Below are 25,087 nucleotides of genomic sequence, written 5' to 3'. Positions count from 1 at the left end.
ATTTGTAAAGAGCACATTTCTTTTTTATAAATGAAAAATTCATTATTTCTTAAAAAAGTTTTCACAGTAATGTTACATTTTTCACAAAACCAATATAACTATATGTAGTATCATTTATAAAAAAGATAACAAGATATTGATGGAGGGTTACAAATGTTGAATCAAAGTGTGTATGGAGAAAAATTAATGGGGATTTTTGGGGCAATTGTCCATGGCAATGAACAAGACTTAATACAAGAAAATGCAAATGTAGATGGACGGTCTCCAATGGGAATGATGGGAACGTTCGCATCTGAGAGTGCAAAATATTATGCGGTAGAAAAGCTTTTATCAGATCAAGTGAAAAAAGCAATGAATCAAAATATATTATATCCACATGATTTAGATTTTTATGCGACAGGTACGACAACTTGTTCACAAATTCCATTAGCGCAAATGCTTGCGGACGGTTTTCATACGGGGCACGGGCATATGAGACAGCCACAAGATATTAAAAGTGCATTAGCTCTTTCTTCTATTATTTTTCAAGCGAATCAAAATATGCAGCATGGTGGTCAATCATTCGCATTGTTTGACATGGATTTATCCCCGTATGTAAGAAAAACTTTTGAGCGAAATAAGAAAAGATTAGCTTCCTATCCGTTAACGAAAGAGCAAATAGAAGAGTTTGCATGGAAGGAAACAGAAAATGATACGTATCAAGCCTGTGAAGCTTTTATCCATAATTCAAATAGTATGCATAGCCGAGGTGGTGGACAAGTTCCGTTTATTTCTATCAATTACGGGACAGATACCTCAAGAGAAGGAAGACTCTTAATTAAGCAATTGTTACGAGCAACGCAAGCTGGACTAGGAAAAGGGGAGACCCCGATTTTCCCAATTCAAATTTTTAAGCTCAAAAAAGGTGTCAACTTTGAGGACAGTGATCCAAACTATGATTTATTTGAATTAGCATTAGAAACGACAGCTGAACGATTATTTCCTAACTTTTCATTTTTAGATGCTCCGTTTAATGCGATGCATTATGACGGTCGCCCTGAAAGTGAAGTATGTTATATGGGATGTCGAACGCGTGTTATGTCTAACATTCATGGTGAAGAAACGGCGATTGGAAGAGGTAACTTATCCTTTACATCGATCAACTTAGTGAAACTCGCGCTAATTAGCAGTTCAAAAGAAGCTTTTTTTGAAGTGTTAAATTATTATGTAGATCTTGGGGTTGAACAATTATTGGAAAGATTTTCCTATCAATGTACAAAAAAGGCAAGAGATTTTCAGTTTTTATATTCACAAGGAGTATGGCGTGGTGGAGAAAAGTTACAACCAGAAGATTCTGTTGCAAATATTTTAAAACAAGGAACGCTAAGTATAGGCTTTATCGGTCTTGCGGAATGTTTAGTAGCTTTAACAGGGAAACACCATGGAGAAGATACAGAATCGTGGAGTCTTGGACGTGAAATCGTTACTTTTATGAGAAGGAAAATGGATGAAGCAACAGAAGAACATAACCTCAACTTTTCGTTAATTGCAACGCCTGCAGAAGGATTGTCAGGGAAGTTTGTGAAAAAAGATCGAGAAGAATTTGGAATAATTAGTGGTGTAACAAATCATAATTATTATACAAATTCATTCCATGTACCCGTATATTACAACATTAAAGTGATTGATAAAATTCGTCTAGAAGGACCGTTTCATGCACTTTGTAATGGTGGACATATTACGTATGTAGAATTAGATGGTGCCGCTGCGTATAATCCAAAAGCGTTAAAACAAATTGTACAAGCGATGGCACAGTTCGGAGTAGGTTACGGTTCCATTAATCATCCAGTCGATCGCTGTAAGTGCTGCGGTTATCATGGGGTGATTGGAAATGAATGTCCAAGTTGCGGGAATGAGGATGAAAATAACATAGAAAGAATTCGTCGTATAACGGGGTATCTCGTAGGAGATATGTCAAAGTGGAATAGTGCGAAGCGTAGTGAAGAAGCGGATCGGGTGAAGCATAAATGAAAGTTATGAACATCATTCATGATAGTGTAGTAGATGGAGAGGGGTTGCGGACAGTTGTGTTTTTTGCGGGCTGTCCGCATCGTTGTATAGGTTGTCATAATCCGAAATCTTGGAATGTTTGTAATGGAATAGAAATGACGGCCCAAGAAATTGTGAAAGAGATTGAAAAAAATTCATTAACTGATGTAACATTTTCAGGTGGAGATCCATTTTTTCAAGCTGCTGAAGTGAAAAAAGTAGCCAAAGCAGTGAAAGATTTGAAAAAAAACTTGTGGATTTACACAGGTTATACGTTAGAAGAGATACAGAGTTCCCAAAATAATGATATGATAGAGTTGTTACATTATGGGGATATTTTGGTCGATGGAAGATTTGAACTCGAAAAGAGAGATTTAACACTTCCATTTCGCGGAAGCTCCAATCAACGTATTATTCGATTGAAAGAGTAAAAAGGCGGGATAGGTCAGATGAATAAAACAGTATTACTTGTTGAAGATGAAAGAAGATTACGTGAAATCGTGAGTGATTATTTTCGTAATGAAGGTTTTGAGGTAATCGAAGCGGAAGATGGAAAACAAGCGTTAGAATTATTTGCTGAACATACAATTGATTTAATTATGTTAGATATTATGTTGCCAGAAATAGATGGTTGGTCCGTTTGTAGACGTATTCGAAAAGAGTCAGCAGTACCAATTATTATGCTGACAGCACGCTCTGATGAAGATGATACATTGCTAGGTTTTGAACTAGGTGCAGATGAATATGTAACGAAACCTTTTAGCCCGAAAGTGTTAGTAGCTCGTGCAAAAACGTTATTAAAACGTGCTGATGGAGCAGTAGGAGTAGCTGAAGAAAACGTGCTTTCTATGGCTGGAATCGACGTGAATCGACTTTCTCGAACGGTATTAGTAGACGAAGAAGAAATTATATTGACACATAAGGAATTTGAACTTCTTGTATATTTAATGGAGAATAAAGGGATTGTGTTATCGCGTCAACATTTATTAGATCAGCTATGGGGATATGATTACTTTGGCGATGATCGAACTGTAGATACGCATATTAAAAAGCTTAGAAATAAGCTAGGCGATAAGGCGAAGCATATTGGAACTGTCATCCGAGTTGGTTATAAGTTTGAAGAATAGTCTTTAAATTACTATGCACTTTAACTTGGAAATATAGCAAATACACACTCTCTTTTGTAGATAGCATGTACAAATTTTTGTTTTTTTGTCTACAATGATGGATAAGAGTATTTTTTTAATTGGATTTCACGATGAGTTCACAAGAAGGACACAAAATGTGACTATACTGAAAATACGAATTCACCAGAGAGGGGAAATAAAATGGGATATTACGACGGACCAAATTTGAATGAAGAGCATAGTGAAACGAAAGAACTGAGGAAATCAGGAAGTAAAAAAGGTTATTTTTTCACAGGTTTAGTGGGAGCTATAGTCGGGGCCGTTTCGATTAGTTTTGCAGCACCTTATATGCCATGGATACAAGATAATGGAGCGGCAGTTTCATCTGTATCTTCTAATTCAAAAGTAGAGGGAACGGTAGTTCCAGTTGTAAATAAAGCAAAAAACGAAACTGATTTACCAGGTATGATTGAAGGCGCAAAAGATGTTGTTGTAGGTGTGATTAATATGCAACAGAGCGTAGATCCATTTGCGATGCAGCAGGCAGGTCAGGAACAAACAGCTGGTACAGGATCAGGTGTCATTTATAAAAAAGCGGGTAATAAAGCATATATCGTAACAAATAACCACGTAGTAGAGGGAGCTAATAAACTTGCTGTAAAACTAAGTGATGGTAAAAAAGTAGATGCCAAATTAGTTGGGAAAGATCCATGGCTAGATTTAGCTGTTGTAGAAATTGATGGATCGAATGTTAGTAAAGTTGCAAGTTTAGGTGACTCAAGTAAAATCCGTACTGGTGAAAAAGCAATTGCAATTGGTAATCCGTTAGGATTTGATGGTAGTGTAACAGAAGGTATCATCAGTAGTAAAGAACGTGAAATTCCAGTGGATATTGACGGAGATAAACGCCCGGATTGGAATGCACAAGTAATTCAAACGGATGCAGCTATTAACCCAGGTAATAGTGGCGGGGCATTATTTAATCAAAATGGTGAAGTAATTGGTATTAATTCAAGTAAAATAGCTCAACAATCAGTAGAGGGAATTGGCTTTGCAATTCCAATTAACATCGCAAAACCAGTCATTGAATCGCTTGAAAAAGATGGAGTAGTGAAACGACCAGCCCTTGGAGTCGGTGTAGTTTCATTAGAAGATGTGCAAGCTTATGCAGTAAATCAATTAAAAGTACCAAAAGAAGTTACAAATGGTGTTGTATTAGGTAAAATCTATCCAATCTCACCAGCAGAAAAAGCTGGTTTAGCGCAATATGATATTGTAGTAGCACTAGATGGTCAAAAAATAGAAAATTCACTTCAATTCCGAAAATATTTATATGAAAAGAAAAAAGTTGGCGAGAAAGTGGAAGTTACATTTTATCGTAACGGTGAAAAAATGACGAAAACAGCTACTTTAGCAGATAATTCAGCTACTAAGAATCAATAAAAGAAAGTCTCTTTCATGTTGAAAGAGACTTTCTTTATCGGATATACTAAAGGAATAGGAGGGATTAAATATGACAATCGAAAACCCAACTCGTACGGAAATTGGTGAAATGCTGAAAGAAAGTAAAACAATCGCGGTTGTTGGATTATCTGACAAGCCAGAACGTACATCATATATGGTTTCAAAAGCAATGCAGGATGCGGGGTATCGTATTATTCCAGTAAATCCAACAGTTGATGAGGTACTTGGAGAAAAGGCTGTTTCTTCACTAAAGGATATTAAAGAACACGTTGATATCGTAAACGTGTTTCGTCGGTCTGAATTTTTAATGGATGTGGCAAAGGAATTTGTAGAGATTGATGCAGATATCTTTTGGGCACAATTAGGAGTACAGGATGAGGATACATATAAGTTTTTAAAAGAACAAGACTATACTGTTATAATGGATCGTTGTATTAAAGTAGAGCATGCGATGACAAGATAGTATAGATTTTAGATATGGAAAGATTGATTCAGCCCTTGCTCTATACATAAGCGGGGCCGATGAACGAGGTGTTCATCATGAGATTTTTTAAAGGCTGTTTTTGGGGATTACTATTAGCTATCCCGTTTTGGATACTTATCATTTGGATAATGATAAAGTTTTGGAATGTGTAATCTTGGAATACATATCCATTTCTCGTTGACAAACGATTATTTTTCTGAAATAGTAGCCTAGAGGAATCCTTGTGAAAAAACAAGGATTTTTCTATTGAAAATGGTATATAAAAGAGATAAGATAACTTGCCAAAAGTATAGGTAAGGCGTTATTCTATAATAGAAACGTATGTTCTGATTTAATTAGGAAAGGGGCAAGGAGTTTGGCGAAGCATCAGTTCCAATATAATGAAGATGCAATTCAAGTGCTTGAAGGACTTGAAGCCGTTCGAAAACGCCCGGGTATGTATATCGGGAGCACGGACAGCCGTGGATTGCATCATTTAGTATACGAAATAGTAGATAACTCCGTTGATGAAGCATTAGCGGGATTTGGCGATGAAATTTCTGTCATCATACATAAAGATAATAGTATTAGCGTTATTGATAAAGGGCGAGGGATGCCTACGGGAATGCATAAGCTTGGCAAGCCAACACCTGAAGTTATTTTAACGGTACTTCATGCTGGTGGTAAGTTTGGTCAAGGTGGTTATAAAACAAGTGGTGGTTTACACGGTGTTGGGGCATCTGTTGTAAATGCCTTATCAGAATGGCTAATTGTAACGATTAAGCGCGATGGAAATGTATATGAACAGCGTTTTGAAAATGGTGGTATTCCTGCAACGACGTTAGAGAAAATTGGGAAAACGAAAGAGTCTGGTACAACAATGCATTTCAAACCAGATCCAACTATTTTCAGTACAACAAATTACAATTATGAAACATTATGTGAGAGATTACGTGAATCTGCATTCTTGTTAAAAGGAATGAAAATCTCTATAAAAGATGAGAGAAATGATTTGGAAGACGTCTTTCATTATGAAACAGGTATTGAAGCGTTCGTTTCATATTTAAATGAGGAAAAAGACTCTATTCACCCAGTTGTATACTTTTCTGGTGAACAAAACGCAATTGAAGCAGAATTAGCGTTTCAATTTAACGATGGCTATTCAGAAAATATTCTCTCATTTGTAAACAACGTACGTACGAAAGATGGCGGAACACATGAAGCTGGATTCAAAACAGCTATGACGCGTGTTTTCAATGAATATGCTCGTAAAGTATCTCTATTAAAAGAAAAAGATAAAAACTTAGAAGGTACAGATATTCGTGAAGGATTAGCTGCCATTGTTTCTGTACGTGTACCGGAAGATTTACTTCAATTTGAAGGTCAAACGAAAGGGAAACTAGGTACAAGTGAAGCACGTTCTTCAATTGATGCAATTGTATCGGAACACTTAGCTTACTTTTTAGAAGAAAATCCGGATGTAGCAACTCTTCTTGCGAAAAAAGCAATTAAAGCAGCACAGGCGCGTGAGGCTGCTCGTAAAGCGAGAGAAGAAGCACGTACTGGTAAGAAGAAAAAACGCTCTGAAGGAACTTTGAGCGGGAAGTTAACACCTGCACAATCACGTAATCCACAGAAAAACGAATTATATTTAGTAGAGGGTGACTCTGCTGGTGGTTCTGCGAAACAAGGACGAGATCGTCGTTTCCAAGCGGTTTTACCGCTACGTGGTAAAGTAATCAATACGGAAAAAGCAAAGCTCGCTGATATTTTTAAGAATGAAGAGATTAATACAATTATTTATGCGATTGGCGGCGGCGTTGGTAATGAATTTGCTGTTGAAGATATTAATTATGATAAGGTTGTTATTATGACTGATGCGGATACGGATGGAGCTCATATTCAAGTGTTATTACTTACGTTCTTCTATCGTTATATGAAACCACTTATCGAAGCTGGTAAGGTATTTATCGCACTTCCACCTTTATATAAAGTAAGTAAAGGAAAAGGGAAAAGCGAAGTGATTGAATATGCATGGTCAGATGAAGAATTAGATGGTGTAACGAAAAAGGTCGGTAAAGGCTATATGTTGCAGCGCTATAAAGGACTTGGCGAAATGAACGCTGATCAGTTATGGGAAACAACGATGAATCCAGAAACACGTACGTTAATTCGTGTGAAAATTGATGATGCAGCAAGAGCTGAGCGCCGAGTTACGACATTGATGGGTGATAAAGTAGAACCACGTCGTAAATGGATTGAACGCAATGTACAGTTTGGCATGCAAGAAGAAGGTAATATTTTAGAAAATGAAATGATTATGGAGACGGAGGTGGAATAACATGCAAGCAGAGAAGTTTCATGACCTCCCGCTTGAAGACGTGTTAGGTGATCGCTTTGCACGTTATAGTAAATATATTATTCAAGATCGTGCTCTTCCAGATGCACGTGACGGTTTAAAACCGGTACAAAGACGTATTTTATATTCCATGTATGTAGAAGGAAATGTACATGATAAAGCGTTCCGTAAATCAGCTAAAACAGTCGGTAACGTTATTGGTAACTACCATCCACATGGTGATTCGTCTGTATACGAGGCAATGGTACGTTTAAGTCAAACTTGGAAAGTACGTAATGTTTTAGTTGAGATGCATGGAAATAACGGTAGTGTTGATGGCGATCCAGCAGCGGCAATGCGTTATACGGAAGCACGCTTATCACCAATCGCATCTGAATTATTACGTGATCTCGATAAAGAAACAGTAGAATTTGTGTCAAACTTTGATGATACAAGCGAAGAGCCTGTCGTACTGCCAGCAATGTTCCCGAATTTACTAGTGAACGGTTCAACCGGGATTTCAGCTGGATATGCAACGGAAATCCCACCGCATCACCTTGGAGAAGTAATCGATGCTACAATGATGCGTATTGATAAGCCGAATAGTACTGTAGATGATTTATTAACAGTTATGAAAGGACCTGATTTTCCGACAGGGGGTATTATTCAAGGGATTGATGGAATTAAAAAAGCGTATGAAACAGGAAAAGGAAAAATTATTATTCGCGGAAAAGCAGAAGTTGAAACGATTCGCGGTGGTAAACAACAAATCGTTATTACAGAAATTCCTTACGAAGTAAATAAGGCAAATCTTGTTAAGAAAATGGATGAATTGCGTCTAGATAAAAAGTTAGATGGAATTGCTGAAGTCCGTGATGAGACAGATCGTACAGGCCTTCGTATCGTTGTGGAATTGAAAAAAGAGGCAAATGCTGAGGGGATTTTAAACTATTTATATAAAAATACCGATTTGCAAATTCCATACAACTTTAATATGGTAGCGATAAACAATCGTCGTCCAACACTTATGACATTACCAAAGATTTTAGATGCATATATCGGGCATCAAAAAGAAGTTGTTACAAGACGTTCTGAATACGAATTAAGAAAAGCAGAGAATCGTCAACATATTGTAGAAGGTTTAATGAAAGCATTATCGATTTTAGATGAAGTGATTGAAACAATTCGTGCATCTAAAGATAAGCGTAATGCGAAAGATAATTTAAGTGCGAAATTTGGATTTACAGAAGCGCAATCAGAAGCAATTGTATCTCTGCAATTATATCGTTTAACAAATACAGATATTACGGCGCTAGAGAAAGAATCGGATGAGCTTCATAAGAAAATTACAGAGTTACAGGCGATTTTACAAAGTGAAAAAAGGCTTCTTCAAGTTATTAAAACAGATTTGAAGAGAGTAAAGAAAACCTATAGTGATAATCGTCGTGCCGTAATTGAAGAGCAAATTGAAGAAATTAAGATTGATGTGGAAGTAATGATTCCACAAGAAGATGTCATCGTTACTGTAACGAAAGAAGGATATGTGAAACGAACTGGCTGGCGTTCACATAATGCATCGAACGGTAAAGACTTCGGTATGAAAGAGGGTGACATCTTACTTGAGCGCTTCGATACAAATACAACAGAAACCATTCTTTTATTTACGAATAAAGGGAACTATATCTATCTTCCTGTATATGAAATGCCAGATATTCGTTGGAAAGATTTAGGGCAACATGTTGCTAATATTGTTTCGCTTGAGCGAGATGAATCGTTAATTTGGGCGACTGTTGTATCGAATTTTGAGGAAGAAAAACGATTTATCGTATTTGTTACACGAAATGGTATGATTAAGAAGACAGAATTAAATCAATATAAAGTTCAGCGTTATTCAAGAGCGTTCGTTGCTGTAAACTTGAAAAAAGATGATGAAGTTGTCGACATATTTGTAACAGATGGAACAAGTGACATTGTTCTTGCTACACATGGTGCATATGCACTTGTTTTTAATGAAGACGAAGTAAGTCCAGTCGGTGTAAGAGCAGCTGGTGTAAAAGCAATTAATTTAAAAGAAGATGACTATGTCGCTTCTGGTAAACCGCTAAATGGTGAAAAAGATCAACTGATTCTCGTTACGCAGCGCGGGGCAGTTAAACGTATTAAAGCATCGGAAATTGAGAAATCAACGAGAGCGAAGCGAGGTCTCGTTATCTTTAAAGAGTTAAAACGTAATCCATACCGCATTGTCGGTATTGAAATTGTTCGAGATGATGAATTAGTTTATATGAAAACAGAGAAACAAATTGTAGAAGAAATCGATCCAAAGGCGTTTCGAAATAAAGACCGGTATAGTAACGGTAGTTTAGTATTAGATGTGAGTGATACTGGTGAAGTAATTGAGACGTGGACGAAGAAAAGACCGGAATAAAGTGAAACTTTAATCAGTGTTTTTTTTCATCCCCCACTGATTATTAGCCCACACCAATCGGACTTTTACGGGCAGTTGATTTCCCACCTTACTTCTTTGCTTTCACTGAGTTTTGAGGTGGGAGTCTTACTACCCTCAAATAACGGGATCAGTGGAGAAGGATCCTTGCTAGTTTAAATTTAGCAAGGATCTTTTTATTTATAAAAAACAAGCTTTTTTACTGGAATTGGGTGTACCTGAGCGGTAAGCTTTTCACTTAACATGTATGTACGAGCAAATTGTTATGGATATGAAAATAATCTTGCTATAATAATAAAATGAAATCGTTCTCATAAATGGAGGGATTATATGAAAAAAATAGGTGTAGGAATTGTAGGATTTGGATTTTCTAGTACAACATTTCACATCCCGTTATTACAAACGATTGGTGGATATGATATTCGTGTCATCGTATCTTCAAAAGAAGAAGTAGTAAAACACACATTACCAAGTGTAGAAGTTGTTAACACAATTGAAGAATTAGTGAAACGAGGGGACATCGATCTTGTCGTTATTACTTCACCAAATACAACTCATTTTCCATATGTAAAAGAGGCGCTCTTACATGGGAAGCACGTTGTTGTGGAAAAGCCTTTCGTTGTTTCGGTAGAAGAAGGAGAAGAACTTATTTCCTTAGCGAAAAAACATAATGTCGCTTTGAGTGTGTACCATAACCGTCGCTTTGATAATGATTTCTTAACGATAAAGAAATTATTAGCGGAAAAAAGAATAGGAAATGTGTATGCATATGAAGCGCATTTTGATCGTTTCCGTCCAAATGTACGTGATCGCTGGAGAGAGAAGAATTTACCAGGATCGGGTATTTTATATGATTTAGGATCGCATTTAATTGATCAAGCATTATTTTTATTTGGTAAACCAGATGCGATTCGTGCAGATGTAATAAAACAACGACCAGGTGCAGAAATTGATGATTACTTCCACATTGTACTTCATTACGGAGTAAAGCGTGTTATTTTACATAGTAGTAGTTATGTGAAACAAGCAGGCCCACACTTTACAGTTCATGGCGATAAAGGTTCTATCGTAAAATACGGTATGGACTCGCAAGAAGAACAACTAAAAGCTGGTATGAAGCCGGGTGAAAGTAGTTACGGAATAGATATTGAGGAGAATTTTGCTGTTTTAGAAACAGAAGACAAGTTAGAACGTATCTCAACAGAAGTCGGCTGTTATGAAATGTATTATAAAGAGATTCGCGATAGTATATTAACTGGTGCAAAACCACCAGTAACAGCAGAAGAAGGCTTGGAAGTTATTAGACTTATTCAATTGGCAATTGAAAGTAGTGAAACTGGTAGAGTCGTTTCATTAAAATAAAAAAGACACGATTTCGTGTCTTTTTTATTTTTTAGGGATAGAAAGACCATAAAAAAACATCGTTACAATATCTTGTATATGCTTTTCACGATCTCCTTCAAGAAGCTGTACACCGAGATCATCGCCTAATTTACTAAACATTTGAATGTATAGTAATATCATTTCCTTTGAGAGGTTCGGATTAATTTCATTTTTTAGTTGCGCTTCTGCTAATATATTTAAAAACCATGGAAGGACTGTTTCGTTTTGATAATTGTAAATGAATTCGCGAAGCTCTTGATCTTTTTGGATGGCTTGCAATAGCATGTCAGGATGAAGTAAGCCGCCGCTCTCCATCTTTCTTACAATCATTTTCTGTAACATTTCATGAAAAGGAATATCTTCAGCTGCTAGCTCTTTATAATATTGAAATTCGGTTGTTGCAAATTCTTGAATGAGCTCTCTAAATAGAGCTTCTTTACTATCGAAATGGTTATAAATTGTAACTTGAGAGACATTTGCTTCTTTCGCGATATCCTCTATTTTTACATCATTAAATCCACGTTCTGAAAATAATATGAATGCGGCATCTTTAATGGCGCGTTTTTTCTTTTTCTTCACTTTTTCAAAGCCGTTCAAAACAATCACCTCAGTTAAAATATACAAGAAATCTTAGGTGAAAACAATAATTTTGAAATATGGTTATAAAAATATTTCAAAAAATTGTTGCGAATGTAAAAGAAGAGGCGTACAATATTTTTGAAATATCAAACATATAATATTTCAAAAAATGAGGTGAGGTTATGATTTCAGTCCAAAATGTCACAAAACAATTTTCAAATGGAAAAGGGTTATTTGATGTTACATTTCAAGTTAAAGAAGGTGAAGTGTTCGGCTATCTAGGACCAAATGGTGCCGGGAAATCAACAACTATTCGCAATTTAATGGGATTTATAAAACCGACAGCTGGTAAAGCAACAATTTTTGGATTAGATTGTTGGGATGAAGCTGCGAAAATTCAAAGGGAAGTTGGATACTTACCGGGAGAAATTTCTTTTATAGAAGGAATGAACGGATTAGAGTTTTTAAAGTTGATGCAAGGAATGCGCGGGTTAAAGGAAACGAAGAGACGTGATGAATTGATAGAGCGTCTGCAATTTGATGTGAAAACACCGATTCGAAAAATGTCTAAAGGAATGAAACAAAAAGTAGGGATTGTTGCTGCGTTTATGCATGATCCAGAAGTACTAATCTTAGATGAACCGACATCTGGATTAGATCCACTTATGCAGCAAACTTTTATAGATTTAATATTGGAAGAAAAGCAAAGAGGAAAAACAATTCTTATGTCCTCACATATTTTCACTGAAATAGAGCGTACATGTGACCGAGTAGCTATTATTAAAGAAGGTAGGCTTGTAACTGTTGAAAACGTTCATGATTTACAAGGAATGAGAAGACAAGTAATAGATGTAACAGTAGCTACGAAAGAAGAATTACAATCTCTTACACAATGTAATTTGCAATTTGAAACTATGAAAGGAAACACAGCTTCCATTATTGTACAAGGGAATTACCAAGTAGTTTTACAAATACTTTCAAAATATAATGTGACATCGCTCCAAACGAGAGCGATGGATTTAGAACATTTATTTATGCATTATTATGATGCGAAAGAAGGGATAAAGCATGAATAAACAACTGTTTTTAGCTAGTTTGAAAGAAACTCAAAAAAGTATATTGAGTTATGCTACTGGTGCAGCTCTTTACTTGTGGTTATTAATCTGGATATTCCCATCAATGGTATCAGCGAAAGGTTTAAATGAATTACTAGGTGCTATGCCTGATAGTGTGAAAAAAATTGTTGGTATGGAAACACCAATTCAAAATGTAATTGATTTTTTAGCTGGTGAGTACTATAGCCTATTGTTTATTATTATTTTAACAATTTTTAGTGTTACAGTTACGACACATTTAATTGCTCGTCATGTAGATAAAGGAGCGATGGCATACTTGCTAGCAACACCTGTATCTAGGATGAAAATTGCAATCACACAAGCTATCATTCTCACATTGGGGCTACTTATCATTATATTTGTTACTTATGTAGCCGGTATATTAGGTGCAGAATGGTTTTTAAAAGATAATAACTTAAATCGAGAATTATTTTTGAAAATAAATGTAGTCGGAGGGCTTGTATTTTTAGTAGTTAGTGCCTATTCATTTTTATTTTCTTGTATATGTAATGATGAACGGAAAGCCCTTAGCTATTCAGCAAGTTTAACAATCGTATTTTACGTATTAGATATGGTAGGGAAATTAAGCGATAAGTTAGAGTGGATGAGAAATATATCATTATTTACGTTGTTTCGTCCGAAAGAAATTGCCGAAGGAACATATAATATATGGCCGGTAAGTATAGGATTAACAGTAGGGGCAATTTGTATTTTTTCAGTAGCGATTGTGGTATTTAGAAAGAGGGATTTGCCGTTATAAATAGTAAGAAGAGAAAGAGTCCATTAATTAAATGGGCTCTATTTCTTGTTGCCTTAGAAAAAGGGAATGCAAAAATTAACAGGTGAAGAGGCGCTTGCTCTCGCTAGAACGCGTCATATTGATAGCGATGCAATGAGGGGACAGCGTCAGCAACTTGTCATTGAAGCAATTTTGACAAAGTTAAAAAGTGTGGGGTCTATTACAAAAATAGAGAAAATGATTGAGGCTATTAATGGTAATTTTAAAACGAATTTAGAATTAGAGGACATGCTATCTTTTTATAAATACAGACTAAACGCGTCAGTTGAGAAAATACAATTGGCCGGGGAAGACCTTTATCTACCGAATGGGAAAAATGGAAAACCAGTTTATTATTATGATCCTGATGCATAACAGCTGCAAAATCTTATTGCTAAACTGCGTGCTCATCTCGGATTGTCTATGAAGTAAGATGTAAAAATAAAATGAATGGGATAAAAGAAAAAAAAGTTGCTGAATTCTGCAACTTTTTTTTCTAAGGAATTAATTATATGAAAGAAGTGTGAAAATGACGGCTAGTTTTTATCCCGCATTAACTGCCCGTAAAATCCCGATTGGTGTGGGCTAATAATCAGTGGGGGAAAAACCTCCACTGATTAAAGTTTCACTTTATGAAATGGAGGTTGAAAAGGTGATAAGGTCTGCGCTGTGCTTCATATTTCTTCAAACATAAGGTGAAGAGGGGGAGAGTGAAAGAATGGTAAACACACATCCCAACATACTAGAGTTAACGGTGATAGGTGTTCCTTCAGAAATCGGAGAAGAAGATGTGAAAGTATATGTTGTTTGTAAAGCTGGTGAAACAGTACTTTATGAAGAAATTATATAGTAGTATCAAGAAAGAATGGCTTATTTTTTGCCCCCACGTTACATACAATATATTGGTGACTTGAACGTATTCAACAATTCAAGCTGAAAGAAGAAGGGATTGGAGAAGCTTGGGAGCGTGAAAAATCAGAACATGTAATGAAAAATAATATTTAAAAAGGGGGATTTTTATGAAAAATGAGCGAGTAGTAACTTGCAATAAAAAAGGAAGTATTGCGGTCGTTACGATTCAAAATCCACCAGTCAACACGTTAAGTTTAGAAGTAGTGCAACAATTAGGAGATGTATTAGAAGAAATAGAGAATGATAATCATATTATTGTCGTAATTATAACTGGTATTGGAGAAAAGGCATTTGTGGCGGGAGGTGATATAAAGGAATTTCCAGATTGGATGGGAAAAGGTGAAAAATATGCCGAGATGAAATCCTTAAAATTACAACAGCCTCTTAATCAAATAGAACATCTCTCTAAACCTACTATAGCTGCTATTAATGGCTTAGCATTAGGCGGTGGATGTGAATTAGCGCTCGCATGTGATTTAAGGGTAATAGAGGAACAAGCAATGATTGGATTACCAGAAATTACATTAGGTTTATTTCCAGGGGCTGGAGGGACACAACGTCTACCTAGATTAATTGGAGAAGGAAAAGCGAAAGAGATGATGTTTACAGGAAAACCTATTACAGCGAAAGAAGCAAAAGAAATTGGTTTGGCTAACTATATTGTGTCAAAAGGTAAGGCGTTAGACAAAGCGGAAGAGATTGCAGAAGAAATAGGTGAATTTTCCCTTCCAGCGCTTTCTTATATGAAGTTAGCAATTCGCGAAGGTGCAGCAGTACCTTTGCGAAAAGGACTTGAAATTGAAGCATGGTACTTTGGAAGAGTATTTCAGACAGAAGATGTAAAAGAAGGAGTAAAGGCATTTATTGAAAAAAGAGTTCCGCATTTTAAAAATGAATAGAAAGTCTACGTAGTTAACGATTAAGTTAGCTACTTTTTTTATGGAATTAAACAGAATTTAGTATGTCATTATAAAATAAATAAGATATACTATTTTAAAATTAAATATAATAGTGTAACATAATGGTAGGGTTGCAACTGAGTAACAAGGGGGCTTTTATCGTGCATACATTTTAGAACTGATTTACATAATTGAAGGAGAAATGAGACAAACAGGGGAGTATGAAAAATGAGAATCGTGAAGAATTTAACATTCCAAGTTATTGTGGCGATTATTTGTGGTATTGCAGTCGGGGCAATTTGGCCCAGTGTAGGACAGCAAATGAAGCCAATTGGTGAAACATTCATCAATATGATTAAAATGGTGATTGCACCAATCATCTTTTTAACAATTGTACTTGGCATTGCTAGTATGGGGAATATGAAAAAAGTAGGGCGTGTTGGTGGGAAAGCATTACTATATTTTGAAATTGTTACGACTTTCGCTCTTATCATTGGCATTATAGTTGCTAATATTGTACGTCCTGGTGATGGGTTGGATCCGTCTAAATTAAAGGGCGGTGATATTTCACAATATGTACAAACTGGTCAAGAAATGAAATGGATTGATTTCTTTTTACATATCGTTCCATCCAATATGTTTGAAGCATTTGCAAAAGGAGATATTTTACAAGTGCTATTCTTTTCTATTTTATTCGGAGCAGGTTTAACGATGCTTGGAAAAAATGGACAACCAGTTATAGACTTCTTTGAACGATTATCAAAAGTGTTCTTTAACATTTTATCGATTGTCATGAAATTAGCACCGCTTGGAGCATTTGGAGGAATGGCTTTTACAATAGGAAAGTACGGTTTAAGTACATTAATTCCACTTAGTAAATTAATGATTTGTGTATATGCGACAATGGCCTTATTCGTATTTATCATTTTAAATATAATTTGTAAACTGTATAAATTTAGTTTGTGGAAATATTTATCGCATATTAAAGAAGAATTACTGATTGTCCTTGGAACATCATCATCAGAGTCAGTGTTACCGCGTATGATGACGAAAATGGAAGACTTCGGTTGTTCAAAACCAGTAGTCGGTTTAGTGATTCCGACAGGGTATTCTTTTAACTTAGATGGAACAACAATATATCTATCAATGGCGACTATATTTTTAGCGCAAGTTTTTCACATCGATCTTTCACTTGGACAACAATTAACCATAATAGCTATTTTATTAGTTACATCTAAAGGAGCGGCAGCCGTAACAGGCGGAGGCTTTATTGTACTCGCATCTACTTTATCGGCGATGAATATCATTCCGTTAGAAGGATTAGCACTCTTACTTGGGGTCGACCGATTTATGTCAGAAGCACGTGCTATCGTAAATTTAATCGGTAATGGTATTGCGACTGTAGTTGTTGCGAAAAGTGAAAATGAATTCGATGAAGAAAAATATACAAAGGTATTAAATGAAATTGAGAGGGAAAAAATAGCCGGATAAAAAGTCAGCTTTGCTGACTTTTTTATTTTTGTAAGAAAGAAATTCCTAAAAATATACATTATTTATTAACAATAATTCACAGAAAATAGTGTGAAAAATGAAAGGAATGTGATTAATATAACGCACATACATCAATGAGAGGTCTTGTTGGGAGAAAATATGGAATTTTTATGAATATTACTGTAAAAAAATAATTTTTTAAAAATTTTCAATAATACCACTTTACAAAATTCGAAAAATTAGTAGAATAATAGTTAATAGAAATCTTCTGATAAATATATATAGATAATAACAGAATTATCAGAAATTTCTTAATCTACGAACGCAAGGAATTAGGGAGGGTACAGAAAGTGAAAAAGAAAAAGATAAAAAAACTAACAGCAGTTGTAGCACCAGTTTTAGCAATGAGTATGGCATTAACAGCATGTTCGACAACGGGTGAAGACAAAAAAGCAAGTACAAATTCTAGTGGTGATAGCAAATCAAGTGAGAAATTAGCAGCGAAACAAGTGTTAAATCGAACGGAAACAAATGAAATTCCAACGATGGATACTTCGAAAAGTACTGATACATTAGGTTCACAAATTTTAGGGAACACAATGGAAGGACTATATCGTTTAGATAAAGATAATAAGCCAATCCCAGCTGCGGCAGAGTCAAGCACGAAAAGTGAGGATGGTAAAAAATATACATTCAAATTACGTAAAGATGCAAAATGGTCAAATGGGGATCCAGTAACGGCAAAAGATTTTGTATTTGCATGGCAACGTTTATTAGATCCAAAAACAGCCGGAGAATATGCATTTATTGCTTATTATATTAAAAATGCAGAAGCGATTAACAAAGGAAAAGCAGAAGTTTCCACATTAGGTGTAAAAGCAGTTGATGATTATACGCTTGAAGTTGAATTAGAACAAGCGGTGCCATACTTCTTAAACTTAGTGGCATTCCCATCATATTATCCACTAAATGAAAAGTTTGTTAAAGAAAAAGGGGATAAATATGGTTTAGAGTCTGATACAACAGTTTATAATGGACCGTTTGTTCTTACTGATTGGAAACATGAGCAAGGCTGGAAGTTGAAGAAAAATGACCAATATTGGGATAAAAAGACTGTAAAGCTAGATGAGATTAACTACAGCGTTGTAAAAGAGCCTGCAACTCGAGTGAACTTATATGATAGTGGTCAAATTGATGTTGCTTTATTAACAGGAGAGTTTGTTGATAAGTATAGAAATAATAAAGAGGAGTTCGGAACTTACTCACAAGTAAGTACGTACTTCATCCGTATGAACCAAAAACGTGGTGGACAAGATACGCCATTAAAGAGCAAAAAATTACGTGAAGCAATTGCATTATCAATTGATAAAAAGAACTTAGCGAATGTCATTTTAAATGATGGATCAAAAGAAGCTGATTTCTTAGTACCAAAAGGATTAGCGAACGGACCAGACGGTAAAGATTTCCAAGAAACATTTAAAAATGGTTTAAAACCGAATGCGAAAAAAGCTGCGGCAGCTTGGGAAGAAGCGAAAAAAGAACTTGGTAAAGATCAAGTGACAATTGAATTACTAAACTATGATACTGGTAATGCGAAAAAAGTTGGGGAATATGTTAAAGATCAAATCGAAAAAAACTTAAAAGGTGTAACAGTTACTATTAAACTTCAGCCATTCAAGCAAAAACTAAAATTAGAAACTGAGCAAGACTATGATATTTCATATGCTGGTTGGAATCCAGACTATGCGGATCCAATGACATTCTTAGATATGTTTGAGTCTAAAAACTCTCAGAACCAAATGAGCTTCGCTGATCCGAAATATGATGAAATGATTAAAAAATCTGGCAGCGAATTAATGGGTGATGCGAAAAAACGTTGGGAAGAGCTAGGAAAAGCTGAAAAATTATTACTTGAAGAAGATGTTGCTATTGTTCCATTATATCAACGTGGTGATGCTTACGTGCAAAAACAGAATGTAAAAGGAATTGTTAAACATAACATTAGTCCAGAGTATAGCTTCAAATGGGCTTATATAACTGAAAAAGACGGAAAATAATAGGGTTCAAAAAAGCATTTCAAAAGAGGTTATTCTACTTTTGAAATGCTTTTTTTTGCAGTAAAGAAATCACAAAATTTATTTTGAATGTGAATAAATAGAGAAGAATAGGGAAGGTAGTACTTACATATAGTAGATGGGGGATAAATCATATAGTAATAATACTAAATTATGAAGTTATTATCGCAAAAAATTTCCGAATATTCAAAAATAACTTTACAAAAAATAAAAAATTAGTAGAATGTTAATTAGAAAGAATTTTCAGAAAATATTAACAGGAAATCTCTCGAAGCTAGTATCGTACATATAATTGGGGAGGGTACAAAAATGAAGNAAAAAAAGATGAAAAAGTTTACGGCGGTTGTAGCACCAGTTTTAGCGATGAGCATGGCGTTAACTGCATGCTCCGGATCAGGTGGGGAGAAGAAAACGACTACTACATCTAATAATGGGGAAGACAAGAAGTCTGATATTAAGTACGCAGCGAAGCAAGTATTAAATCGTACAGAGAATCAAGAAATTCCGACGATGGATACTTCAAAATCAACTGATACATTAGGCTCACAAATTTTAGGGAATACGATGGAAGGTTTATATCGTTTAGATAAAGATAACAAGCCAATCCCAGCTGCGGCAGAATCTAGCACAAAGAGTGAGGATGGCAAAAAATATACATTTAAATTACGTAAAGATGCAAAATGGTCAAATGGAGATCCCGTAACAGCGAAGGATTTTGTGTATGCATGGAAGCGCTTACTTGACAAAAATACAGCTTCTGAATATGCGTTTATTGCGTATTATATTAAAAATGCAGAGGCAATTAATAAAGGGGAGGCAGATGCATCTACATTAGGTGCAAAAGCAGTAGATGATTATACACTTGAAGTAGAGTTAGAAAAGCCAGTGCCATACTTCTTAAATTTAGTCGCTTTCCCATCATACTATCCATTAAATGAAAAGTTTGTAAAAGAAAAAGGAGATAAATTTGGTTTAGAGGCAGATACAACGTTGTATAATGGACCGTTTGTAATGTCATCATGGAAACATGAACAAGGTTGGCAGTTAAAGAAAAATGATAAGTACTGGGATAAAAAGACTGTAAAGCTTGAAGAAATTAACTATAGTGTCGTAAAAGAAGTGGCGACAAAAGTAAACCTATATGATACTGGATCGATTGACTTTACACTATTATCAGGGGAATTTGTAGATAAATATAAATCGAAAAAAGATGAGTATGGTGAGTATTCAGAAGCAAGTACATACTTCTTACGTTTAAATGAAAAGCGTAACGGACAAGATACACCGTTAAAGAATAAAAAGCTTCGTGAAGCAATCGCGTTATCTATTGATAAAAAAGGCTTAGCGAATGTTATTTTAAACAATGGTTCTAAACCGACAAATCAACTAGTACCAAAAGGATTAGCGACGGGACCTGACGGTAAAGATTTCCAAGAAACGTTTAAAAATGGTTTAAAACAAGACGTGAAAAAAGGTGCAGCGGCATGGGAGGAAGCGAAAAAAGAACTTGGTAAAGATCAAGTTACAATCGAACTTTTAAGCTATGATGATGGAACTGCGAGAAAGGTTGCAGATTATTTAAAAGATCAAATTGAGAAAAATTTAAAAGGGATAACAATCAATACAAAAATTCAGCCGTTTAAACAAAAACTAAAATTAGAATCGGCACAAGACTATGAAATTTCATTTGCAGGTTGGAGCCCAGACTACTCAGATCCAATGACATTTATTGATATGTTTGAAACGAAGAGCCCTTATAATCAAATGAGTTACTCTAATCCAAAATACGATGAAATGGTGAAAAAAGCAGGTAATGAATTAATGTCTGATGCGAAAAAACGTTGGGAAGAGTTAGGAAAAGCTGAGAAGTTATTACTTGAAGAAGATGCAGCGATGATACCTTTATATCAAACAGGTAGAGCATATGTAATGAAAGCAAATGTAAAAGGAATTGTTAAACATAACATTAGTCCAGAATATAGCTTTAAGTGGGCATATGTAACGGAGGGAGAAGGGAAATAATAGAACTTAAGAATTTCAAAAGTAGTTACTCTACTTTTGAAATTCTTTTTTTTTGCAGTAAATCTAAGAAGATTATTCTAATACATATAAGACAATAACACGAGTGAATTATGATGATATATGAAATTGAATACTAGTGAAGAATAAGAAGGGTAATACTCACATATAGTAGATGGGGGATCTATAGTAAAACTACTAAAACATAATGGTACTATCATAACTGGTATAATTTTTTTAATATTTAAAAAATAACTTTACAAAATCGGAAAAACAAGTAGAATATTAATTAATAAGAATTTTCTGATAATGAAATTGGCAGAAAATCTCTCAAGATTCGCATCGTACATATAATTGGGGAGGGTACAAAAATGAAGAAAAAAAAGATGAAAAAGTTTACGGCGGTTGTAGCACCAGTTTTAGCGATGAGCATGGCGTTAACAGCGTGCTCTGGATCAGGGGGAGAAAAGAAAACGACGACTACATCTAATAGTGGAGAAGAAAATAAATCTGATATTAAATATGCAGCGAAGCAAGTATTAAATCGTACTGAAACAAATGAAATTCCGACGATGGATACTTCAAAATCAACAGATACATTAGGAGCGCAAATATTAGGGAATACAATGGAAGGTTTATATCGTTTAGACAAAGATAATAAGCCAATTCCAGCTGTAGCAGAATCTAGCACAAAGAGTGAGGATGGCAAAAAATATACATTTAAACTTCGTAAAGATGCAAAATGGTCGAATGGGGATTCAGTAACGGCAAAAGATTTTGTATTTGCATGGCAACGTTTATTAGATCCAAAAACAGCTGCAGAATATGCATTTATTGCTTATTATCTTAAAAATGCAGAAGCGATTAACCAAGGAAAAGCAGAAGTTTCTACATTAGGTGTAAAAGCAGTTGATGATTATACACTTGAAGTTGAGTTAGAGAGACCAGTTCCATATTTCTTAAACTTAATGGCATTCGCATCGTACTATCCGCTGAATGAAAAGTTTGTAAAAGAAAAAGGAGAAAAATACGGTTTAGAGTCTGATACAACAGTTTACAATGGACCGTTTGTTCTAACTGATTGGAAACATGAGCAAGGCTGGAAATTGAAAAAGAACGACCAGTATTGGGATAAAAAGACTGTAAAATTAGATGAGATTAACTATAGTGTTGTAAAAGAGCCAGCAACACGTGTGAATTTATATGATAGTGGTCAAATTGATTTTGCTTTATTAACTGGAGAGTTCGTTGACAAATATAGAAATAAAAAAGAGGAGTTTGGAACATATACGGAACCTAGCACGTTTTTCTTACGTCTAAATCAAAAACGTGGAGGACATGATACGCCGTTAAAGAGCAAAAAATTACGTGAAGCAATTGCATTGTCAATTGATAAAAAGAATTTAGCAAATGTTATTTTAAATGATGGTTCAAAACCAGCTGATTTCTTGGTACCAAAAGGTTTAGCGAGCGGACCTGATGGTAAGGATTTCCAAGAGTCGTTTAAAAATGGCTTAAAACAAGACTCCAAAAAGGCAGCAGCGGCATGGGAAGAAGCGAAAAAAGAACTCGGTAAAGATCAGGTGACAATTGAGCTGTTAAATTATGATACTGGTAATGCGAAAAAAGTTGGGGAGTACGTAAAAGATCAAATTGAAAAGAATTTAAAAGGTGTAACAGTAAATATTAAACTTCAGCCATTTAAACAAAAACTAAAATTAGAATCAGAGCAAGATTATGACTTCTCATATGGCGGCTGGAATCCGGATTATGCAGATCCAATGACATACCTTGATATGTTTGAATCAAAAAATTCTCAGAACCAAATGAGCTACTCGAATTCAAAGTATGATGAAATTATTGATAAAAGTAAGACGGAATGGATGTCTGACGCAAAAAAACGTTGGGAAGAATTAGGAAAAGCTGAGAAACTGTTAATTGAAGACGATGTAGCACTTGTACCTTTATATCAAAATGCGAGATCGTATGTTATGCAACCAAATGTAAAAGGAATCGTGAAACATAACATTAGCCCAGAATACAGCTTCAAATGGGCATATGTAACAGAGAAATAAAAAAGGAGAAAAAAGCATTTTCAAGCTGCAGTATAGCACTTGGAAATGCTTTTTTTGTTGCACTATTTTTAAAAAGATGAATATACGTAATATAGAAAATTCAAAGGAGAATTCCATGAAACGAAACATATACATCGATTTTCTAGCTTATTACGGAATTGGGAGTGCTCACCCTGGCGGTTTTACGTTAACAAAACAATTATTAGCTCAATTGCCACTTAGACATGGAGCAAATGTCCTTGAGATAGGGTGCGGAACAGGGCGGACAGCGGCTTATATGACGAAGGAATTTGGCTATAAAGTAACTGCGGTTGAGAACAATGAAATTATGATTCAAAAGGCAAAAGATAGATGGCTATTTGAAGGGCTAAAAATACAATTGCTTCAAGGGAAAGTCGAACAATTACCATGTTTTGATGAAAAATTTGAACTAATACTTGGGGAATCTATACTTGCTTTTACAAATAAGGAACAGTCTATTCCGGAATGCTATCGCGTATTGCAGAAGAATGGGAAGCTTGTTGTGATTGAAATGATCATTGAGAACCATATCGCAAAGGAAGACGAAGAAAAGATAGTACAATTATATGGAATGAAGCAGTTGTTAATGGAAAAAGAGTGGGTTCATTTATTTCAGAAAGCAAACTTTAAGCGAATAATAATCGGTGGTGGTGGTACCATTGCAGAAACGATTGCGGGTCAAGTGGAACAACCAGAGTGGAACCTATCGCAGTTTATTCCAGAAGAGTTATATGATGCATGGGTACAGCATGAACAAGTTTTGCATATGTATCAAAATATTTTAGGCCATCGTATTTTTATTTGTGAAAAATGAAGGGATAGAAAAAAAGAGTTGGTTAAAGAAATAGCCAACTCTTTTATATGTTAGATGAAAAATAATGCAGCCAAAGTAATTCCAAAAATAAAACCAAACCCGAGTTCAAAGCCAGAGCCGCCACCAAATCCACAACCGCTGCAACCAAAACCTCCACAGCCACATCTATCGTTTCCACCACCGCATCCAAATCCACAGTTATCACATCTGCTAAGGCCTCCGCAAATATCACACCCACCGTTAGCGTATGCATTATAATATCCGAATCCCGTATCAAAAGATGAGCGGCGAACCGGTTCAATCCAAACCGAATCATCTGTCACATCAATAATTTTACCTAAATGAATGCGACCATTACGCTCTTCAATTCGTACAACTTTTCCAAAATAACGTCTACATGTATTATAACATTTTTGTCTATGCATGTTCTTTCCTCCTTCCGTATTACAGTAATACGATATGTAAGCGGGACAAGTGCGGCTTGTACGAATGACCTATATCTTATAATTGTTACACTTTTAGTGGAATTGTGGGTGAATGATAGGAAGTAAACATGAAAGAAATCGAAAAATAGAAGGATAAGTAAAATTACGTATCGGTCCATATGTATAATAGGCGGTAATTCGAGAAGGTAAAGATATTAAGATAAGTGGGGGGAGGTTAAATGGAAGTAATACTTTTCTTTTTAGGGATTGTAGTTTTAATCATGTATAGCTTGTTAAAAGACAAAAAAAGAATGGATTTAACTAAAAGAAAGTTGTACGTTACAAGTCTGATTTTTACTATTGTCTTTTCTTTCATTCCTACAACAGGACTAAATGGTGAGGAATTTCTTTACTTTGGTATACCAGCACAAAATTTCTCCTATGACGGTAGAGGGGGCTCGGATTTAATGCAATAGGGTTTATCTTTAACTTTTTTGTGTTTTACTGTTTCTTTAAGCTAACTTTAAAGATAGGAAGATTTTTATTAAAGAAAACAGTGGATTAACAGAACTTGTATTATAACGGATGAGTAAGTTTGAAAGCTCCTTCGCTGTTTTTTTATTTTTAATTTTTTT

General features: G+C 35.2%; 18 protein-coding genes and 3 pseudogenes. 19 read left to right on the top strand and 2 right to left on the bottom strand.

The annotated features are described in order from the left end of the window. Positions 1-153 precede the first annotated feature (153 nt). The 8 genes from DJ93_RS02990 to DJ93_RS02955 all read left to right on the top strand — a co-directional run bounded on the left by DJ93_RS02990 (position 154) and on the right by DJ93_RS02955 (position 11,228). Positions 154-2,010 (top strand): anaerobic ribonucleoside triphosphate reductase, encoded by a 1,857-nt coding sequence (locus DJ93_RS02990; protein WP_042979127.1) that lies wholly within the window; start codon positions 154-156, stop codon positions 2,008-2,010. Next, positions 2,007-2,459, top strand: coding sequence for an anaerobic ribonucleoside-triphosphate reductase activating protein (gene nrdG / locus DJ93_RS02985; RefSeq protein ID WP_042979126.1), 453 nt, complete (start codon positions 2,007-2,009; stop codon positions 2,457-2,459). The genes DJ93_RS02990 and nrdG overlap by 4 nt, the downstream gene beginning before the upstream one ends. An 18-nt stretch (positions 2,460-2,477) precedes the next feature. After that, the gene (locus DJ93_RS02980) at positions 2,478-3,155 is read left to right on the top strand and encodes a response regulator transcription factor (protein ID WP_042979125.1); all 678 of its coding nucleotides are present in this window, start codon (positions 2,478-2,480) and stop codon (positions 3,153-3,155) included. Positions 3,156-3,356: 201 nt separating this feature from the next. Then, entirely contained in the window at positions 3,357-4,598 is a 1,242-nt protein-coding gene (locus tag DJ93_RS02975) for a S1C family serine protease (RefSeq protein WP_042979124.1), read from the top strand. A 70-nt stretch (positions 4,599-4,668) separates the two neighbouring features. Continuing rightward, positions 4,669-5,082 carry a CoA-binding protein gene (locus tag DJ93_RS02970; RefSeq protein ID WP_042979123.1) on the top strand — a complete coding sequence of 138 codons (414 nt, stop codon included), beginning with the start codon at positions 4,669-4,671 and terminating at the stop codon, positions 5,080-5,082. Positions 5,083-5,458: 376 nt separating this feature from the next. Further along, a complete protein-coding gene (gene parE, locus DJ93_RS02965; protein WP_042979122.1) occupies positions 5,459-7,423 on the top strand; it encodes a DNA topoisomerase IV subunit B in 1,965 nt (654 codons plus the stop codon). Position 7,424: 1 nt separating this feature from the next. After that, positions 7,425-9,848 (top strand): DNA topoisomerase IV subunit A, encoded by a 2,424-nt coding sequence (parC, locus tag DJ93_RS02960; protein WP_042979121.1) that lies wholly within the window; start codon positions 7,425-7,427, stop codon positions 9,846-9,848. A 348-nt stretch (positions 9,849-10,196) separates the two neighbouring features. Continuing rightward, entirely contained in the window at positions 10,197-11,228 is a 1,032-nt protein-coding gene (locus DJ93_RS02955; RefSeq protein ID WP_042979120.1) for an oxidoreductase, read from the top strand. Positions 11,229-11,252: 24 nt separating this feature from the next. Here the strand turns inward: DJ93_RS02955 and DJ93_RS02950 are convergent, their stop codons facing one another. Further along, the gene (locus DJ93_RS02950; RefSeq protein ID WP_117287887.1) at positions 11,253-11,873 is read right to left on the bottom strand and encodes a TetR/AcrR family transcriptional regulator; all 621 of its coding nucleotides are present in this window, start codon (positions 11,871-11,873) and stop codon (positions 11,253-11,255) included. Positions 11,874-12,010: 137 nt separating this feature from the next. Here DJ93_RS02950 and DJ93_RS02945 point away from each other — a divergent pair, with 137 nt between their 5' ends. The 10 genes and pseudogenes from DJ93_RS02945 (at position 12,011) to DJ93_RS02905 (ending at position 24,027) form a co-directional block, all read left to right on the top strand. Next, positions 12,011-12,904: an ABC transporter ATP-binding protein gene (locus tag DJ93_RS02945; RefSeq protein WP_042979118.1), complete on the top strand. Its 894-nt coding sequence runs from the start codon at positions 12,011-12,013 to the stop codon at positions 12,902-12,904. Next, a complete protein-coding gene (locus tag DJ93_RS02940) occupies positions 12,897-13,703 on the top strand; it encodes an ABC transporter permease subunit (protein WP_042979117.1) in 807 nt (268 codons plus the stop codon). Before DJ93_RS02945 ends, DJ93_RS02940 begins: the two co-directional genes overlap by 8 nt. 57 nt (positions 13,704-13,760) lie before the next feature. Further along, positions 13,761-14,096: pseudogene (locus tag DJ93_RS02935) on the top strand (LCP family protein); the annotation flags it as partial. A 331-nt stretch (positions 14,097-14,427) separates the two neighbouring features. Then, positions 14,428-14,726, top strand: a pseudogene (locus tag DJ93_RS33615) (AMP-binding enzyme); the annotation flags it as partial. Positions 14,727-14,740: 14 nt separating this feature from the next. Then, complete coding sequence (locus DJ93_RS02930) at positions 14,741-15,532, top strand: enoyl-CoA hydratase (RefSeq protein WP_042979116.1); 792 nt, start codon at positions 14,741-14,743, stop codon at positions 15,530-15,532. Between the two features lie 228 nt (positions 15,533-15,760). Beyond that, on the top strand, positions 15,761-17,023 hold the full coding sequence (locus DJ93_RS02925) for a dicarboxylate/amino acid:cation symporter (RefSeq protein ID WP_042979115.1): 1,263 nt from the start codon (positions 15,761-15,763) through the stop codon (positions 17,021-17,023). 350 nt (positions 17,024-17,373) lie between these two features. After that, on the top strand, positions 17,374-19,080 hold the full coding sequence (locus tag DJ93_RS02920; RefSeq protein WP_042979114.1) for a peptide ABC transporter substrate-binding protein: 1,707 nt from the start codon (positions 17,374-17,376) through the stop codon (positions 19,078-19,080). A 327-nt stretch (positions 19,081-19,407) separates the two neighbouring features. Continuing rightward, on the top strand, positions 19,408-21,120 hold the full coding sequence (locus DJ93_RS02915; protein WP_042979113.1) for a peptide ABC transporter substrate-binding protein: 1,713 nt from the start codon (positions 19,408-19,410) through the stop codon (positions 21,118-21,120). Positions 21,121-21,488: 368 nt separating this feature from the next. Continuing rightward, positions 21,489-23,192: a peptide ABC transporter substrate-binding protein gene (locus DJ93_RS02910; RefSeq protein ID WP_042979112.1), complete on the top strand. Its 1,704-nt coding sequence runs from the start codon at positions 21,489-21,491 to the stop codon at positions 23,190-23,192. A 115-nt stretch (positions 23,193-23,307) separates the two neighbouring features. Further along, on the top strand, positions 23,308-24,027 hold the full coding sequence (locus DJ93_RS02905; RefSeq protein ID WP_042979111.1) for a class I SAM-dependent methyltransferase: 720 nt from the start codon (positions 23,308-23,310) through the stop codon (positions 24,025-24,027). Positions 24,028-24,077: 50 nt separating this feature from the next. Here DJ93_RS02905 and DJ93_RS02900 read toward each other — a convergent pair whose 3' ends face one another. After that, on the bottom strand, positions 24,078-24,452 hold the full coding sequence (locus tag DJ93_RS02900; protein WP_042979110.1) for a hypothetical protein: 375 nt from the start codon (positions 24,450-24,452) through the stop codon (positions 24,078-24,080). A gap of 239 nt (positions 24,453-24,691) precedes the next feature. Between DJ93_RS02900 and DJ93_RS02895 the strand changes: the two are divergent. Further along, positions 24,692-25,017: pseudogene (locus DJ93_RS02895) on the top strand (hypothetical protein). The last annotated feature ends 70 nt before the right edge of the window (positions 25,018-25,087 follow it).

Origin of the sequence: Bacillus clarus (genome assembly GCF_000746925.1) — a bacterium.
GTDB classification, from domain to species: Bacteria; Bacillota; Bacilli; order Bacillales; family Bacillaceae_G; genus Bacillus_A; species Bacillus_A clarus.
Note: the sequence above shows the minus strand (reverse complement) of the source record. Positions and strands in the feature narration are given on the sequence as shown.

Bases quoted from the DNA above. Each gene is read 5' to 3' on its own strand.
- DJ93_RS02990 (WP_042979127.1), top strand. From the start codon at position 154: ATGTTGAATCAAAGTGTGTATGGAGAAAAATTAATGGGGATTTTTGGG.
- nrdG (WP_042979126.1), top strand. From the start codon at position 2,007: ATGAAAGTTATGAACATCATTCATGATAGTGTAGTAGATGGAGAGGGG.
- DJ93_RS02980 (WP_042979125.1), top strand. From the start codon at position 2,478: ATGAATAAAACAGTATTACTTGTTGAAGATGAAAGAAGATTACGTGAA.
- DJ93_RS02975 (WP_042979124.1), top strand. From the start codon at position 3,357: ATGGGATATTACGACGGACCAAATTTGAATGAAGAGCATAGTGAAACG.
- DJ93_RS02970 (WP_042979123.1), top strand. From the start codon at position 4,669: ATGACAATCGAAAACCCAACTCGTACGGAAATTGGTGAAATGCTGAAA.
- parC (WP_042979121.1), top strand. From the start codon at position 7,425: ATGCAAGCAGAGAAGTTTCATGACCTCCCGCTTGAAGACGTGTTAGGT.
- DJ93_RS02955 (WP_042979120.1), top strand. From the start codon at position 10,197: ATGAAAAAAATAGGTGTAGGAATTGTAGGATTTGGATTTTCTAGTACA.
- DJ93_RS02945 (WP_042979118.1), top strand. From the start codon at position 12,011: ATGATTTCAGTCCAAAATGTCACAAAACAATTTTCAAATGGAAAAGGG.
- DJ93_RS02940 (WP_042979117.1), top strand. From the start codon at position 12,897: ATGAATAAACAACTGTTTTTAGCTAGTTTGAAAGAAACTCAAAAAAGT.
- DJ93_RS02930 (WP_042979116.1), top strand. From the start codon at position 14,741: ATGAAAAATGAGCGAGTAGTAACTTGCAATAAAAAAGGAAGTATTGCG.
- DJ93_RS02925 (WP_042979115.1), top strand. From the start codon at position 15,761: ATGAGAATCGTGAAGAATTTAACATTCCAAGTTATTGTGGCGATTATT.
- DJ93_RS02910 (WP_042979112.1), top strand. From the start codon at position 21,489: ATGAAGAAAAAAAAGATGAAAAAGTTTACGGCGGTTGTAGCACCAGTT.
- DJ93_RS02905 (WP_042979111.1), top strand. From the start codon at position 23,308: ATGAAACGAAACATATACATCGATTTTCTAGCTTATTACGGAATTGGG.
- DJ93_RS02900 (WP_042979110.1), bottom strand. From the start codon at position 24,452: ATGCATAGACAAAAATGTTATAATACATGTAGACGTTATTTTGGAAAA.